General features: G+C 45.3%; 19 protein-coding genes. All 19 read left to right on the top strand.

Annotation, left to right across the window (positions count from 1 at the left end):
• Positions 1 to 54 precede the first annotated feature (54 nt).
• The 19 genes from rpoC to rplE all read left to right on the top strand — a co-directional run bounded on the left by rpoC (position 55) and on the right by rplE (position 15,270).
• The gene (gene rpoC / locus EBI00_RS14580) at positions 55 to 4,257 is read left to right on the top strand and encodes a DNA-directed RNA polymerase subunit beta' (protein WP_123096682.1); all 4,203 of its coding nucleotides are present in this window, start codon (positions 55 to 57) and stop codon (positions 4,255 to 4,257) included.
• A gap of 137 nt (positions 4,258 to 4,394) precedes the next feature.
• Positions 4,395 to 4,766 (top strand): 30S ribosomal protein S12, encoded by a 372-nt coding sequence (rpsL, locus tag EBI00_RS14585; protein ID WP_013659444.1) that lies wholly within the window; start codon positions 4,395 to 4,397, stop codon positions 4,764 to 4,766.
• A 99-nt stretch (positions 4,767 to 4,865) separates the two neighbouring features.
• The gene (gene rpsG / locus EBI00_RS14590) at positions 4,866 to 5,339 is read left to right on the top strand and encodes a 30S ribosomal protein S7 (RefSeq protein ID WP_123096683.1); all 474 of its coding nucleotides are present in this window, start codon (positions 4,866 to 4,868) and stop codon (positions 5,337 to 5,339) included.
• 21 nt (positions 5,340 to 5,360) lie between these two features.
• Positions 5,361 to 7,454 carry an elongation factor G gene (gene fusA / locus EBI00_RS14595; RefSeq protein ID WP_123096684.1) on the top strand — a complete coding sequence of 698 codons (2,094 nt, stop codon included), beginning with the start codon at positions 5,361 to 5,363 and terminating at the stop codon, positions 7,452 to 7,454.
• Between the two features lie 35 nt (positions 7,455 to 7,489).
• Positions 7,490 to 8,713: an elongation factor Tu gene (gene tuf / locus EBI00_RS14600; protein WP_123096685.1), complete on the top strand. Its 1,224-nt coding sequence runs from the start codon at positions 7,490 to 7,492 to the stop codon at positions 8,711 to 8,713.
• A gap of 207 nt (positions 8,714 to 8,920) precedes the next feature.
• Positions 8,921 to 9,232 carry a 30S ribosomal protein S10 gene (gene rpsJ, locus EBI00_RS14605; protein WP_012071937.1) on the top strand — a complete coding sequence of 104 codons (312 nt, stop codon included), beginning with the start codon at positions 8,921 to 8,923 and terminating at the stop codon, positions 9,230 to 9,232.
• 126 nt (positions 9,233 to 9,358) lie between these two features.
• Positions 9,359 to 9,997, top strand: a complete 639-nt coding sequence (rplC, locus tag EBI00_RS14610) for a 50S ribosomal protein L3 (protein WP_123096686.1) — start codon at positions 9,359 to 9,361, stop codon at positions 9,995 to 9,997.
• A 12-nt stretch (positions 9,998 to 10,009) separates the two neighbouring features.
• Entirely contained in the window at positions 10,010 to 10,615 is a 606-nt protein-coding gene (rplD, locus tag EBI00_RS14615; protein ID WP_123096687.1) for a 50S ribosomal protein L4, read from the top strand.
• The gene (rplW, locus tag EBI00_RS14620) at positions 10,612 to 10,908 is read left to right on the top strand and encodes a 50S ribosomal protein L23 (RefSeq protein WP_012071934.1); all 297 of its coding nucleotides are present in this window, start codon (positions 10,612 to 10,614) and stop codon (positions 10,906 to 10,908) included. The genes rplD and rplW overlap by 4 nt, the downstream gene beginning before the upstream one ends.
• 14 nt (positions 10,909 to 10,922) lie before the next feature.
• Positions 10,923 to 11,747, top strand: a complete 825-nt coding sequence (gene rplB, locus EBI00_RS14625; RefSeq protein ID WP_123096688.1) for a 50S ribosomal protein L2 — start codon at positions 10,923 to 10,925, stop codon at positions 11,745 to 11,747.
• 15 nt (positions 11,748 to 11,762) lie between these two features.
• Entirely contained in the window at positions 11,763 to 12,038 is a 276-nt protein-coding gene (gene rpsS / locus EBI00_RS14630; RefSeq protein WP_036163121.1) for a 30S ribosomal protein S19, read from the top strand.
• A gap of 14 nt (positions 12,039 to 12,052) precedes the next feature.
• Complete coding sequence (gene rplV / locus EBI00_RS14635; RefSeq protein WP_110577367.1) at positions 12,053 to 12,385, top strand: 50S ribosomal protein L22; 333 nt, start codon at positions 12,053 to 12,055, stop codon at positions 12,383 to 12,385.
• A gap of 14 nt (positions 12,386 to 12,399) precedes the next feature.
• Positions 12,400 to 13,080: a 30S ribosomal protein S3 gene (gene rpsC, locus EBI00_RS14640; RefSeq protein ID WP_123096689.1), complete on the top strand. Its 681-nt coding sequence runs from the start codon at positions 12,400 to 12,402 to the stop codon at positions 13,078 to 13,080.
• Positions 13,081 to 13,090: 10 nt separating this feature from the next.
• Positions 13,091 to 13,504 (top strand): 50S ribosomal protein L16, encoded by a 414-nt coding sequence (gene rplP, locus EBI00_RS14645; protein ID WP_123096690.1) that lies wholly within the window; start codon positions 13,091 to 13,093, stop codon positions 13,502 to 13,504.
• Positions 13,505 to 13,696: a 50S ribosomal protein L29 gene (gene rpmC, locus EBI00_RS14650; protein WP_110577370.1), complete on the top strand. Its 192-nt coding sequence runs from the start codon at positions 13,505 to 13,507 to the stop codon at positions 13,694 to 13,696.
• A 1-nt stretch (position 13,697) separates the two neighbouring features.
• The gene (gene rpsQ, locus EBI00_RS14655) at positions 13,698 to 13,958 is read left to right on the top strand and encodes a 30S ribosomal protein S17 (RefSeq protein ID WP_013797833.1); all 261 of its coding nucleotides are present in this window, start codon (positions 13,698 to 13,700) and stop codon (positions 13,956 to 13,958) included.
• Between the two features lie 51 nt (positions 13,959 to 14,009).
• Positions 14,010 to 14,378 carry a 50S ribosomal protein L14 gene (gene rplN / locus EBI00_RS14660; RefSeq protein WP_123096691.1) on the top strand — a complete coding sequence of 123 codons (369 nt, stop codon included), beginning with the start codon at positions 14,010 to 14,012 and terminating at the stop codon, positions 14,376 to 14,378.
• Positions 14,379 to 14,395: 17 nt separating this feature from the next.
• A complete protein-coding gene (gene rplX, locus EBI00_RS14665) occupies positions 14,396 to 14,713 on the top strand; it encodes a 50S ribosomal protein L24 (RefSeq protein ID WP_123096692.1) in 318 nt (105 codons plus the stop codon).
• A 17-nt stretch (positions 14,714 to 14,730) separates the two neighbouring features.
• Positions 14,731 to 15,270, top strand: a complete 540-nt coding sequence (gene rplE, locus EBI00_RS14670) for a 50S ribosomal protein L5 (protein WP_123096693.1) — start codon at positions 14,731 to 14,733, stop codon at positions 15,268 to 15,270.
• Positions 15,271 to 15,275 lie beyond the last annotated feature (5 nt).

Consider the following 15,275-nt stretch of genomic DNA (forward strand, 5'->3'; position numbering starts at 1 on the left):
ATTTGACCTGCTGGGGAGCAAGACTCCCCAGCCTTACGAGTGGGGCGAATATACATGAAAGACTTATTAGGTCTTCTAAAATCACAGGGACAATCTGACGAGTTTGATGCAATCCGTATTGGTTTGGCATCACCCGATCTGATTCGTTCATGGTCTTATGGCGAAGTTAAAAAGCCAGAAACCATCAACTACCGTACGTTCAAACCAGAGCGTGACGGTTTGTTCTGTGCCAAAATCTTTGGTCCTATTAAGGACTACGAATGCTTGTGTGGTAAATACAAGCGTTTAAAACACCGTGGTGTTATTTGTGAGAAGTGTGGCGTTGAAGTGGCGTTGTCAAAAGTGCGTCGTGAACGCATGGGTCACATTGAGCTTGCATCGCCTGTTGCACATATTTGGTTCTTAAAGTCTTTACCGTCACGTATTGGTCTTATCATGGATATGACATTGCGTGATATTGAGCGTGTTTTGTATTTTGAATCTTTCATTGTGATTGATCCAGGTATGACAACGCTAGATAAAGGCCAGTTGCTAAATGACGAACAGTATTTTGAAGCATTAGAAGAATTTGGTGACGAATTTGATGCTCGCATGGGTGCTGAAGCAGTACAAATGCTGCTGCGTGATTTGGATATGCCTGCTGAAATTAACAGCATGCGTGAAGAGTTAAGCAGCACAAATTCTGAAACCCGTATTAAAAAGCTTTCTAAGCGTTTGAAACTGGTTGAGGCTTTCCATCATTCTGGTAACAGCCCAGAGTGGATGGTATTAGATGTGCTACCTGTTCTTCCGCCTGATCTTCGTCCTTTGGTACCGCTTGAAGGCGGCCGTTTTGCGACGTCTGATTTGAATGATCTTTACCGTCGTGTGATTAACCGTAACAACCGTCTTAAGCGCCTGTTAGAGCTTTCTGCTCCAGATATCATCGTACGCAACGAAAAGCGTATGTTGCAAGAATCTGTTGATGCATTGCTTGATAACGGTCGTCGTGGTCGCGCTATTACTGGTTCTAACAAACGTCCCCTAAAATCTTTGGCTGATATGATCAAAGGTAAGCAAGGTCGTTTCCGTCAGAACTTGCTAGGTAAGCGTGTTGACTACTCTGGTCGTTCTGTAATTACTGTAGGCCCATCACTGCGTCTACATCAGTGTGGTTTACCTAAGAAGATGGCACTTGAGCTATTCAAGCCATTCATTTTCTCTAAACTTGAGCTTCGTGGCATGGCGACGACGATCAAAGCAGCGAAGAAAATGGTTGAGCGTGAAACGCCGGAAGTGTGGGATATCCTTGATGAGGTTATCCGCGAACATCCAGTGATGTTGAACCGTGCGCCAACACTTCACCGTTTGGGTATCCAAGCGTTTGAACCCATGTTGATCGAAGGTAAAGCGATTCAGTTGCACCCATTAGTGTGTGCGGCATACAACGCTGACTTCGACGGTGACCAAATGGCGGTTCACGTTCCGTTGACGATTGAAGCACAGCTTGAAGCGCGTGCCTTGATGATGTCGACGAACAACATCTTATCACCTGCAAACGGCGAACCTATCATCGTGCCTTCTCAGGACGTTGTATTGGGTCTGTACTACATGACACGTGAGAAAATCAATGCCAAAGGTGAAGGCATGGCGTTTTCTGACATCAAAGAAGTACACCGTGCGTATGGTGCGCAGCAAGTTGAATTGCATGCCAAGGTAAAAGTACGCATCAGTCAGATTGATACTACGTTAGAGGGTGAAAAAGTGCCTTCTACCTTCATTGCTGATACTACGGTTGGTCGTGCGTTGTTGTTTGATATTGTTCCTGATGGCCTACCTTTCTCTGTGGTTAACCAAACCATGAAGAAAAAAGCCATTTCTAACCTTATCAATGAGTGTTATCGAAAAGTTGGCTTGAAAGAAAGCTGTGTGTTTGCTGACCAGCTGATGTACACAGGTTTTGCTTATGCAACGGCATCTGGTTCCTCTGTTGGTGTTGATGACTTTGTTATTCCACCAGAAAAAGCGGCGATCATTGCCAAAGCGGAAGAAGAAGTTAAAGAAATCGAATACCAATATGCTGATGGTCTTGTAACGCAAGGCGAGAAGTACAACAAGGTAATCGACTTATGGTCTCGTACTAACGAAACCGTAACAGAAGCCATGATGAAAAACTTGGCAAAAGAGATGACTATCAATAAAGCGGGCGAAGAGGTTGAGCAACAATCTTTTAACTCGGTTTACATGATGGCCGACTCCGGTGCCCGTGGTAGTGTTGCCCAGATGCGTCAGCTAGGTGGTATGCGTGGTTTGATGGCGAAACCTGATGGTTCCATCATCGAGACACCAATTACGGCGAACTTCCGTGAAGGTCTGTCTGTACTTCAGTACTTTACCTCGACTCACGGTGCCCGTAAGGGTCTTGCTGATACGGCATTGAAAACAGCGAACTCTGGTTACTTGACGCGTCGTCTTGTTGACGTAGCACAGGATTTGGTTATTACCGAAGTAGACTGTGGCTCAACAAAAGGCATTACCGTTGCTGCGATGATTGAGGGAGGGGATGTTGTTGTTCCTCTAGGTCAGCGTGTGTTGGGTCGTGTTGTAGCGCAAGACGTTATTGACGCAAAAGGCAATGAGATTTTGTCGGCAGGCACTTTGATTGACGAACATAACGTTCGTGCTATCGAGGCGGCGGGTGTTGACGAAATGTTGATTCGTTCTGTTATCACTTGTGATACGCGTCATGGCGTGTGTGCTAAGTGTTACGGTCGTGACTTGGCTCGTGGTCATCAGGTTAACATTGGTGAAGCGATTGGTGTTGTCGCAGCTCAGTCTATCGGTGAGCCAGGTACACAGTTAACAATGCGTACCTTCCACATCGGTGGTGCCGCTTCGCGAGCATCTGCTGTAGATAGCGTTCAAGTGAAGAGCGCAGGTACGGTTCGTTTTAACAAGATGAAGAGTATCGAACGCCACACTGGACATCTAGTGGTTGCCTCTCGTTCTTCTGAGTTGGCCATTGCTGACGAAGCAGGTCGTGAGAAAGAGCGTTATAAACTTCCTTACGGTGCAGTATTGAGTGTACGTGAAGGCGATCAAGTAACGGCGGGTCAAATCGTCGCTAACTGGGATCCACATACACACCCAATCGTATCTGAGATGGAAGGTCGTCTTGAGTTCAGTGGTATGGAAGAGAACGTGACTATTCGTCGTCAATCTGACGAAATGACGGGCTTGACTACGATTGAAGTTATGGAGATGCGTGACCGTCCTGCTGCTGGTAAAGACATACGTCCGATGATTGCCGTTGTTGATGCAGAGGGTAACCCTGTATTAATTCCTGGTACGGAATCTCCAGTACAGTACATGCTTCCTGAAAAAGCATTGTTAAGCCTAGATCATGGTGCGACAGTGAAATCCGGTGAGGTTCTTGCGCGTATTCCTCAAGAATCTATCGGTAACAAGGATATTACCGGTGGTTTGCCACGAGTGGCCGACCTATTTGAAGCGCGTCGTCCAAAAGATCCTGCTGTTATGGCAGAGACAAGCGGTGTGGTGAGCTTCGGTAAAGAGACAAAAGGTAAGATTCGTTTGGTGATCACACCACAAAATGGTGATGAGCCAGTTGAGACATTGATTCCTAAATGGCGTCAAATCAACATCTTTGATGGTGAAGAAGTGGCAAAAGGTGAAATTATCGCCGATGGTCCATTGAGCCCTCATGACATTTTGCGTCTTCAAGGTGTAGAGGCTTTGGCTGATTACATTACGAATGAAGTGCAAGAAGTTTACCGCTTACAAGGCGTAGTAATTAACGATAAGCATATTGAAGTTATTGTTAACCAAATGTTGCGTAAAGTGGAAGTTGGAGAGTCTGGTGATACGGATCTTATCCAAGGTGATCAGGTTGAGTTTACTCATCTGCTAGATGCAAACGAAAAAGCTCTCGCTGAGGGTAAATTCCCAGCGAAGTATGAGCGCGTGCTTCTAGGTATCACGAAAGCTTCTTTGGCTACTGAGTCCTTTATATCAGCAGCATCTTTCCAAGAGACAACTCGAGTTCTTACGGAAGGTGCGGTAACTGGTAAGAAAGATCACTTACGTGGCTTGAAAGAAAACGTTGTAGTAGGTCGTTTGATACCGGCAGGTACAGGCTTGGCTTACCACAATGAGCGCAAGAGAAAGAAAGAGCTTGCGCTAGCAGCAAAAGAAGGAAGTTCAACAGTGAGTGCATCCGATGTGGAAGAAGCATTGAGTGCAGCACTGAAAGACTAGTTATTTGCTGTTAAATCGTAAGGGAGGTGATTTTTTAGTCGCCTCCCTATTGACTGTTTTATAGGCGCAAATTAAACTTGCGCCTCCTTAATTTTGGCGATTTCCGTCATAAGAATTGGATTTGTGGAGCTTGTCTAATGGCAACCGTTAACCAGTTGGTTCGTAAACCACGTAAACGTAAAGTGGCAAAGAGTGACGTTCCTGCGTTACAAGCTTGTCCGCAACGCCGCGGTGTCTGCACTCGCGTATATACTACTACACCTAAAAAGCCTAACTCGGCTTTGCGTAAAGTATGTCGTGTTCGCTTGACTAACGGCTTCGAAGTTACTTCCTACATCGGTGGTGAAGGTCACAACCTACAAGAACACAGCGTCGTGCTGATTCGTGGCGGTCGTGTAAAAGACCTTCCTGGTGTTCGTTACCACACAGTGCGTGGTAGTTTGGATACTTCAGGCGTACAAAATCGTAAGCAAGGCCGTTCTAAATACGGTACTAAACGTCCTAAGTAAGCTAGCGCTGCTTAATTCATCGTTTAGACATAATTTTTTAATACAGTAAGGCCGAGCAATAATTGTATTGTCTCGGGCTAACCTGAAGAGGATATAGATATGCCAAGAAGACGCGTCGTCGCGAAGCGGGAGATCCTTCCGGATCCAAAACACGGAAGCCAACTCCTAGCTAAATTTATCAACCATGTAATGGTTAGCGGTAAAAAATCTGTTGCAGAAAGTATTGTTTACAATGCTCTAAATACTGTAGCAACTCGCGCTAAGACTGAAGAGCCAATGGCTATCTTTGAAAAAGCACTTGAATCAATCCAACCAATGGTTGAGGTTAAATCTCGCCGTGTTGGTGGTGCTACCTATCAAGTTCCTGTTGAAGTTCGTCCAGCACGTCGTGCAGCATTATCTATGCGCTGGTTGGTTGATGCTTCTCGTAAGCGTGGTGAAAAATCCATGGCTTTGCGTTTGGCTGGTGAAATCATGGACGCTGCTGAAAACAAAGGTTCTGCTGTTAAGAAGCGTGAAGACGTGCATCGCATGGCAGAAGCTAACAAAGCATTCTCTCACTACCGTTTCTAATCACCCGTTTAAGGATTCACAGTGGCACGTAAGACACCTATCAACCGCTACCGAAATATTGGTATTTGTGCGCATGTTGATGCAGGTAAAACGACGACAACTGAGCGCGTTCTTTTTTATACTGGTTTATCTCATAAAATTGGTGAAGTGCACGATGGTGCGGCAACAATGGATTGGATGGAACAAGAGCAAGAGCGTGGAATCACCATAACTTCAGCGGCGACAACATGCTTCTGGAGTGGGATGAATAAACAGTTTGATGAGCATCGTATTAATATTATTGATACGCCTGGACACGTAGATTTCACTATAGAAGTGGAGCGTTCTTTACGTGTTTTGGATGGTGCTGTTGTTGTGCTATGTGGTTCTTCAGGTGTGCAGCCTCAAACAGAGACCGTTTGGCGTCAAGCAAATAAATATGAAGTGCCTCGTATGGTATTCGTCAATAAGATGGATCGTACGGGTGCGGATTATTTTTCTGTGGTTCGTCAGTTGAAAACACGTCTTGGCGCTAATGCTGTGCCAATTCAAATCAACATTGGTTCTGAAGAAGATTTCAAAGGTGTTATTGATTTAGTATTGATGAAAGCCATCATGTGGGATGAAGAAGACCACGGGATGACATTCTCTCTTGAAGAAATACCTGATGATCTTGTTGATGAAGCAAATGAATGGCGTGAGTTGATGGTAGAGGCCGCTGCAGAAGCGAATGATGAGCTAATGGATAAATACCTTGAAGAGGGTGAGTTGTCTGTTAGTGATATAAAAGCAGGATTGCGCGCTCGCACATTATCTAGCGAAATAGTTTTGGTGATGTGTGGGTCTGCCTTTAAAAATAAAGGTGTGCAGGCTGTTTTGGATGCAGTTGTAGAATACTTGCCTTCTCCGCTTGAAGTAAAGGCGATAGAAGGAACGCTTGAAGATGGTGAAACAGTTGTTCATCGTGTGGCTGATGACGAGGCTCCTTTTTCGGCTTTGGCTTTCAAGATAGCGACAGATCCATTTGTTGGGACATTGACTTTCATGCGTGTTTACTCTGGGATGCTACGTTCTGGTGATGCGGTTTATAATTCTGTTAAGCAGAAAAAAGAGCGCATTGGTAGAATGGTTCAGATGCACGCTAACAACAGAGAAGAGATAAAAGAAGTTCTCGCTGGTGACATCGCTGCCGCTATAGGTATGAAGTTTGTCACTACAGGCGATACGCTTTGCGACATGAATGATATTGTCGTGCTGGAGCGTATGGAATTTCCAGAGCCTGTTATCTCTGTTGCGGTAGAGCCAAAGTCTCAAGCAGATCAAGATAAAATGGCTATTGCGCTGGGTAAATTAGCGCAAGAGGACCCTTCGTTCCGTGTGGAAACGCATGAGGAGACGGGTCAAACAATTATTTCCGGTATGGGTGAGCTGCACCTTGAAATTCTTGTCGACCGCATGCGTCGTGAATTCAAAGTGGAGGCGAACATTGGTAAGCCTCAGGTTTCTTATCGGGAGAAAATTCGCAAAGAAGTGGTGGTTAATCACAAATTTGTGCGTCAATCCGGTGGTCGTGGTCAATACGGTCACGTCGTGATGAAGTTAATCCCAACTGAAAAAGATGGGCTTGAGTTTGTTAACGAGATTGTTGGTGGTGTTATTCCAAAAGAATACATCCCTGCGATAGAAAAGGGTGTTTCAGAGCAAATGAAGAATGGCGTAATCGCTGGTTACCCTTTGTTGGGTATCAAGGTTGTGCTGATCGATGGTTCATTCCATGATGTTGACTCTAATGAAATGGCCTTTAAAATTGCAGCTTCTCAAGGATTAAGAAAAGGGGCGGTTGACGCTGACCCTTGTGTTCTTGAACCTGTAATGAAAGTGGAAGTTGTGACTCCTGAAGAATACATGGGTGATGTGATGGGTGACCTGAATCGTCGTCGTGGTCTTGTTCAGGGGATGGACGATTCCCCATCGGGGAAAATTATCCGAGCAGAAGTTCCTCTAGGGGAAATGTTTGGATATGCAACCGATGTGCGTAGCTTGTCGCAAGGGCGTGCAAGTTATGCAATGGAGTTTGAGAAATACGCTGAAGCACCGGCTAGTGTGGCAGACGCGATCATCAAAAATGAAGATTAATCATCATACTTACTAATTCTTAAGGTGTATGTATCATGGCAAAGAGTAAATTTGAACGTAGTAAACCACATGTAAACGTTGGCACAATTGGTCACGTTGACCATGGTAAAACAACGTTAACTGCAGCATTGACTCGTGTTTGTGCAGAAGTATTCGGCGGTACAGCTGTTGCTTTTGACGGTATCGATAATGCTCCTGAAGAGCGTGAGCGTGGTATCACAATTTCAACTTCTCACGTTGAATACGATTCTCCAGTGCGTCACTACGCGCACGTTGACTGTCCTGGACACGCCGATTATGTTAAAAACATGATCACTGGTGCTGCTCAGATGGACGGCGCTATCCTAGTTTGTGGCGCGACTGATGGTCCAATGCCTCAGACTCGTGAGCACATCTTGCTTTCTCGTCAAGTAGGTGTTCCACACATCGTTGTTTTCCTAAACAAAGCTGATTTGTTGGCTGAAGACTGTGGCGGTGCGGATTCTGAAGAATACGCTGAAATGCTAGAGTTGGTTGAGATGGAATTGCGTGACCTTCTTTCTGAATACGACTTCCCAGGTGATGATACTCCAATCATCCCAGGTTCTGCGCTAATGGCGTTGAAAGGCGAAGACGACAACGAAATGGGTACAACCGCTGTTCGTAAACTTGTTGAAACTCTAGACGCTTACATTCCTGAGCCAGAGCGTGCAATCGATGGTGCTTTCCTAATGCCAATCGAGGACGTATTCTCTATTCAAGGCCGTGGTACTGTAGTAACTGGTCGTGTAGAGCGCGGTATCATCAAGATTCAAGAAGAAGTTGAGATTGTTGGTATTGTTAACACTGTCAAGACTACTTGTACTGGTGTTGAGATGTTCCGTAAGCTGCTTGACGAAGGTCGTGCTGGTGAGAACTGTGGTATCCTTCTTCGTGGTACTAAGCGTGAAGATGTACAGCGTGGCCAAGTATTGGCTAAGCCTGGTTCTATCACTCCTCACACAACGTTTGAAGCAGAAGTTTACGTTTTGGGTAAAGATGAAGGTGGACGTCATACGCCATTCTTCAAAGGCTACCGTCCTCAGTTCTACTTCCGTACAACTGACGTAACTGGTGCTTGTTCTTTGCCAGAAGGCGTAGAGATGGTTATGCCTGGTGATAACGTGCAAATGACTGTTGAACTAATTCACCCAATCGCAATGAACGATGGTCTTCGTTTCGCGATCCGTGAAGGTGGCCGTACAGTTGGTGCTGGTGTTGTTGCTAAAATCATCAAATAATTGAGTATTAGCTCAATCCATTTGGATTTTCTCAAAAAAGGGCTGCCCAATAGGGTGGCCTTTTTATTTTATGGTTTATTTTGCGTGTTCGGAGTTGGTTACTTGACAACCAGTTTTTGAATGGCTAATATTCGCCGTCCTTAAAAAAGGATTGTGGCTTGATAAATGTACTGTTGAGTCATACAAACATTGTATTTGGAGTTGGAAATGCAAAGCCAAAAAATCCGTATTCGTCTGAAAGCATTCGATCACCGTCTGATTGATGCTTCAACACAAGAAATTGTGGACACAGCGAAACGTACAGGTGCGCAAGTGCGTGGACCGATTCCACTTCCTACTCGCAAAGAACGTTATACAGTATTGATTTCTCCACACGTGAACAAAGACGCGCGTGATCAGTATGAAATCCGTACTCACAAACGTGTTCTAGACATCGTTGAGCCAACTGAAAAAACAGTTGATGCTTTGATGAAGCTAGACCTTGCGGCAGGCGTGGAAGTACAAATTTCTTTAGGTTAATAGCCTAAATTGGGGTGCGAGAACCGGCTGGTAATCAGTCGGCTATATGCACAATAGTGGAATGATCTGGAATGATCAGCCGTAGCGGGTGATAGCCCCTTACACAACTGGCAAATGAGGTAGAAAATGACTATTCAATTAGTCGGACGTAAAGCCGGAATGACACGTATCTTCACAGAAGAAGGTGTATCCGTGCCAGTAACCGTCATCGAGGTTGAACCGAACCGCGTTACTCAGGTGAAAACGACTGATACTGATGGCTACCAAGCTATTCAAGTAACAGTTGGTACTCGCCGTTCGAGCCGTGTAAACAAAGCTGCTGCGGGTCATTATGCAAAAGCGAATGTTGAAGCTGGTCGTGGTTTGTGGGAGTTCCGCCTTTCTGGTGATGAAAAAGAAATCAATGTTGGTGATGAACTGACTGTAGCTGATTTCGAATCTATCCAAATGGTTGATGTAACTGGTCAATCAAAGGGTAAAGGATTCCAAGGTGCCATCAAGCGTCATAATTTCAGTATGCAAGACGCTACACATGGTAACTCATTGTCTCACCGTGCACCTGGTTCCATCGGCCAATGTCAAACACCTGGTCGTGTTTGGAAAGGCAAGAAGATGGCTGGCCATATGGGTGCTGCACAAGTTACTACGCAATCACTAGAAGTGGTTCGTGTTGACACAGAACGTAACCTTATCCTTGTGAAAGGTGCCGTGCCTGGTGCAGTAAATGGTGATGTTATTCTTCAATCAGCTGTTAAAGCTCGCTAAGAGGGGTAGACAATGAACTTGAATCTAACAGGCGCAGAAGGGACTGTTGAAGTTTCTGATGTAGCCTTTGCACGTGAATACAACGAAGCGCTGGTACACCAAGTAGTAACATCTTACTTGGCCGGTGGTCGTCAAGGTTCGCGCGCGCAGAAAACACGCTCTGAAGTAGCTGGTGGTGGACGCAAACCTTGGAAACAAAAAGGTTCTGGTCGCGCACGTGCTGGTACCATCCGTAGCCCATTGTGGCGTTCTGGTGGTGTTACATTTGCAGCAAAACCACAAGATCACTCTCAGAAAGTGAATAAGAAGATGTACCGTGCAGCAATGCGCACCATCTGGTCTGAGCTTGTACGTCAAGACCGTTTAGTTGTAGTTGAAGATCTTAAGTTAGAAGCTCCAAAAACTAAGCTCTTTATAGCAAAAATGGCAGAATTGAATATTGTGAATGCTTTGATCGTTTCTCACGAATTGGATGACAATTTGTTTTTGGCGGCTCGAAATATTCCTAACGTAGATGTACGCGATGCGGCGTCTATCGATCCTGTTAGCTTGATTGCTTACGACAAAGTGTTGTTGACAGTTGGTGCTCTGAAACAAGTTGAGGAGGCACTAGCATGATCGGCGAACGCATTTATAAAGTTCTGTTGGGGCCACACATTTCCGAAAAAGCTACTATCGTTGCCGAAGGTAATGGTCAGTACGTATTTCGTGTAACTGGTGATGCAACAAAACCTGAAATCAAACAAGCTATCGAAGCGCTTTTTGAAGTCAAAGTTGAGTCTGTTCGTACGTTGAACCACAAAGGTAAAACAAAACGCACAGTGCGCGGTCTAGGTAAACGTAAAGACGTGAAAAAAGCGTATGTACGTTTGGCTGAAGGCCAAGACATTGATTTCATGGTCGCTGAATAAGGGGAGATAGGTCAATGGCTGTTGTAAAAAGTAAGCCAACGTCTGCAGGCCGTCGTCACGTTGTTAAAGTTACTAACAACGATTTGCACAAAGGCGCACCATATGCTCCTTTGCTTGAGAAAAACAGCAAATCGGGTGGACGTAACAACAATGGACGCATCACTACGCGTCACGTAGGTGGTGGTCATAAGCAGCATTACCGTTTGATAGATTTTCGTCGTAACAAAGACGGAATTCCTGCGGTGGTAGAGCGTTTGGAATATGATCCAAACCGTTCTGCAAATATTGCATTGATTAAATATGCTGATGGTGAGCGTCGTTATATTATCGCTTCCAAAGGTATGGCAGCTGGCAATGTTGTTTTTAGTGGTGCAGAAGCGCCTATCAAGTCTGGTAATACTTTGCCTCTGCAAAATATCCCAGTTGGTAGTACCGTTCACTGTGTCGAGCTTAAGCCTGGTAAGGGAGCACAAGTTGCTCGTTCTGCTGGTGCATCAGCTCAGCTAGTTGCTCGTGAAGGTCGATACGTTACTCTTCGCTTGCGTTCAGGCGAAATGCGTAAAGTGTTGACAGAATGTCGCGCTACTTTAGGTGAAGTATCAAACTCTGAGCATAGCTTACGAGTTCTTGGTAAAGCTGGTGCTACGCGTTGGCGTGGTGTTCGTCCTACCGTTCGCGGTGCGGCGATGAACCCAGTGGATCACCCACATGGTGGTGGTGAAGGTCGTAGCAAAGGTGGTCGTCACCCAGTTACGCCATGGGGTGTGCCTACTAAAGGGTACAAAACGCGCAGCAACAAGCGTACAGATAAACTTATTGTACGTCGCCGTACTAAGTAATAAGAGGAAACGACTGTGCCACGTTCACTAAAAAAAGGTCCTTTTATCGACCTTCATTTGTTGAAAAAGGTAGAGGCTGCGGTAGAGAAGAAAGATCGTCGTCCAATTAAGACTTGGTCACGCCGTTCAACTATCTTCCCTGATTTTGTAGGGTTGACTATCGCTGTCCATAATGGTCGCCAGCATGTTCCAGTTCTTGTAACTGAAGATATGGTAGGTCATAAATTGGGTGAGTTCGCTCCGACCCGTACATATCGTGGTCATGCTGCGGACAAGAAAGCCAAACGGTAATAAGGGGTATTAACATGAGTGAAGTAAGCGCTTCATTGAAGGGTGCTCGCCTCTCAGCGCAGAAGGCCCGTTTGGTTGTAGATCAAATCCGCGGCAAATCTGTTAGCGAAGCACTGAACATTTTAACGTTCAGTCCTAAGAAGGCGGCAGTAATTGTCAAGAAAGTACTAGAGTCTGCGATAGCTAATGCTGAGCATAACGAAGGTGCTGATGTAGATGACTTGCGTGTGTCTACGGCTTACGTTGATGAGGCAATGACTCTGAAACGTATTATGCCACGTGCCAAAGGCCGTGCTGACCGTATTCTAAAACGCGGTTGCCATATTACAGTTAAAGTCGCTGACTAATTAGGAGAAACCCAATGGGTCAGAAGGTTCATCCAACTGGTATACGCCTAGGGATAGTTAAAGATCATACTTCTACTTGGTATGCTAATAATCAAAACTACTCTAAGTTGTTATTAAACGATCTTCAGGTTCGTGCGTTCTTGGAGAAAAAATTGGTCCAGGCTTCTGTTTCTCGTATTGAGATTCAGCGTCCTGCTCAAACAGCTCGTATTACGATTCACACAGCCCGTCCGGGTATTGTGATTGGTAAGAAAGGCGAAGATGTTGAGAAGCTACGTAATGCAGTTTCTACAATGATGGGCGTACCAGTCCACATTAACATCGAAGAAATTCGCAAGCCTGAAATGGATGCAAAGTTGGTTGCGCAAAATATTGCAAGTCAACTTGAGCGTCGCGTTATGTTCCGTCGTGCAATGAAACGTGCCGTACAGAATGCAATGCGTGCAGGTGCTAAGGGTATCAAGGTTCAGGTAAGTGGTCGTTTAGGCGGTGCTGAAATTGCACGAGCTGAGTGGTACCGTGAAGGCCGTGTGCCTCTACACACTCTACGCGCTGACATTGACTACGCTACTTATGAAGCAAACACAACTTACGGCATCATTGGTGTCAAAGTGTGGATCTTCAAAGGCGAAATCTTGGGCGGTATTGAGCAAGTGCGTGCTGATAAAGGCGCACAAAAGAAGAAGTCTAAGTAGGGGGTAAGTCATGTTACAACCGAAACGTACTAAGTTCCGCAAGATGCAAAAAGGCCGTAACCGCGGTCTAGCACTTCGCGGAAACCAAGTTAGCTTTGGTGAATTCGGATTGAAGTCCACTGAACGTGGTCGTCTAACTGCCCGTCAGATCGAGTCTGCACGTCGTGCAATGACTCGTCATATTAAACGTGGTGGTAAAATCTGGATTCGTGTGTTCCCTGATAAGCCGATTACTCAGAAACCTCTAGAGGTTCGTCAGGGTAAAGGTAAGGGTAGCGTAGAATACTGGGTTGCTCAGATTCAACCTGGAAAAATGCTTTATGAAGTTGAGGGCGTTTCAGAACAGTTAGCACGCGAAGCGTTTGCGTTGGCTGCTGCTAAGCTTCCTCTGTCCACAACTTTCGTAACGCGTACGGTGATGTAGATGAAAGCAAAAGAACTGCAAGAAAAGTCTGTAGCTGAGCTACAAGCGACCTTGATTGAACTGCTACGTGAGCAATTTACTCTGCGCATGCAGAAGGCCACTGGTCAGTTAGCGCAAACTCATTTGCTCTCGCAAGTTCGCCGCAATATCGCACGTGTTAAAACCGTGCTAAATGATAAGGCAGGTAACTAAGATGGCAGAAACAAAAGCGCGCACAGCTACTGGTAAAGTAGTAAGCGATAAGATGGATAAAACCATTACAGTACTTGTTGAGCGTACGGAAAAACACCCTCTATATGGTAAGTTTGTACGTCGTTCAACAAAATTACACGCTCATGATGAAAACAATGAGTGCCAGATCGGTGATACCGTTAAGGTCGTGGAAACACGTCCTTACTCTAAGTCTAAGACTTGGAATCTGGTCCAAGTTGTTGAGAAAGCAGCAGCTGTATAAGCTGCTCCTTCCTTCTTGAGACTTGTTATCTAATTTGATTGGAGAGCAGAAATGATTCAAACAGAATCGATGCTTGATGTTGCAGATAACAGCGGCGCGAAGCGTGTTCAGTGTATTAAAGTACTGGGTGGCTCACATCGTCGTTATGCTGCTATTGGTGACATCATTAAGGTCACAGTGAAAGAAGCGATCCCTCGTGGTCGTGTGAAAAAAGGGCAGGTTCTTAACGCAGTTGTCGTTAGAACTAAGAAAGGTGTTCGTCGTCCAGATGGCTCTATAATCCGTTTTGATGTAAACTCTGCGGTATTGTTGAATGCGTCAGGACAGCCGATTGGTACTCGTATCTTTGGCCCTGTAACACGTGAATTGCGTACTGAGCAGTTCATGAAAATTGTTTCTCTTGCACCAGAAGTGCTGTAAGAGGGAGAGGGGACATTATGCGTAAAATCAAACGTGACGACGAAGTTATCGTTATTGCTGGTAAAGACAAAGGCAAACGTGGCAAAGTTGTTAAAGTAGTAGACGAAAACCGAGTTCTTGTTTCTGGCATTAATACTGTTAAGAAGCACGAAAAGCCAAACCCTATGAAGGGTTCAACTGGCGGTATCGTTGAACAAGAAGCACCAATCCAGGTTTCAAACGTAGCCATTTACAACAGTGCTACTGGAAAAGCGGATCGCGTCGGCTTTAAATTGAACGAAGACGGTACGAAAGTGCGTGTTTTTAAATCAAATAGTGAAGCGATTGACGCCTAAGAGCGAGAATTATAGCCATGGCGAGACTTAAGCAAGTATATAAAGATCAAGTTGTAGCAAAACTTTCTGAAGAGTTTAGCTACAAAAACGTGATGGAAGTGCCGAAAATCACTAAAATCACTTTAAATATGGGTGTTGGTGAAGCTATCGCAGACAAGAAACTTCTTGAAAGTGCGGTAAAAGATCTTGAAGCACTTAGCGGCCAAAAAGTTGTAGTGACTAAGGCTCGCAAATCTGTAGCTGGCTTTAAAATCCGTGACGGTTACCCGATCGGTTGTAAAGTGACGCTACGTGGCGAGCGTATGTGGGATTTCTTCGACCGTTTGGTTGACGTTGCTATCCCACGTATTCGCGACTTCCGTGGACTTAACCCTAAGTCTTTTGACGGTCGTGGTAACTACAGTATGGGTGTTAAAGAGCAGATCATCTTCCCTGAAATCGATTACGATAAAGTGGATCGTGTGCGTGGTATGGACATTACCATCACAACGACTGCTCGTACCGACGAAGAAGGTCGTGCTTTGCTAGCCGCCTTTAGTTTCCCTTTCAAGAAATAAGAGGT

The sequence above is a fragment of the Marinomonas hwangdonensis genome, from assembly GCF_003721245.1.
Lineage (GTDB): Bacteria > Pseudomonadota > Gammaproteobacteria > Pseudomonadales > Marinomonadaceae > Marinomonas > Marinomonas hwangdonensis.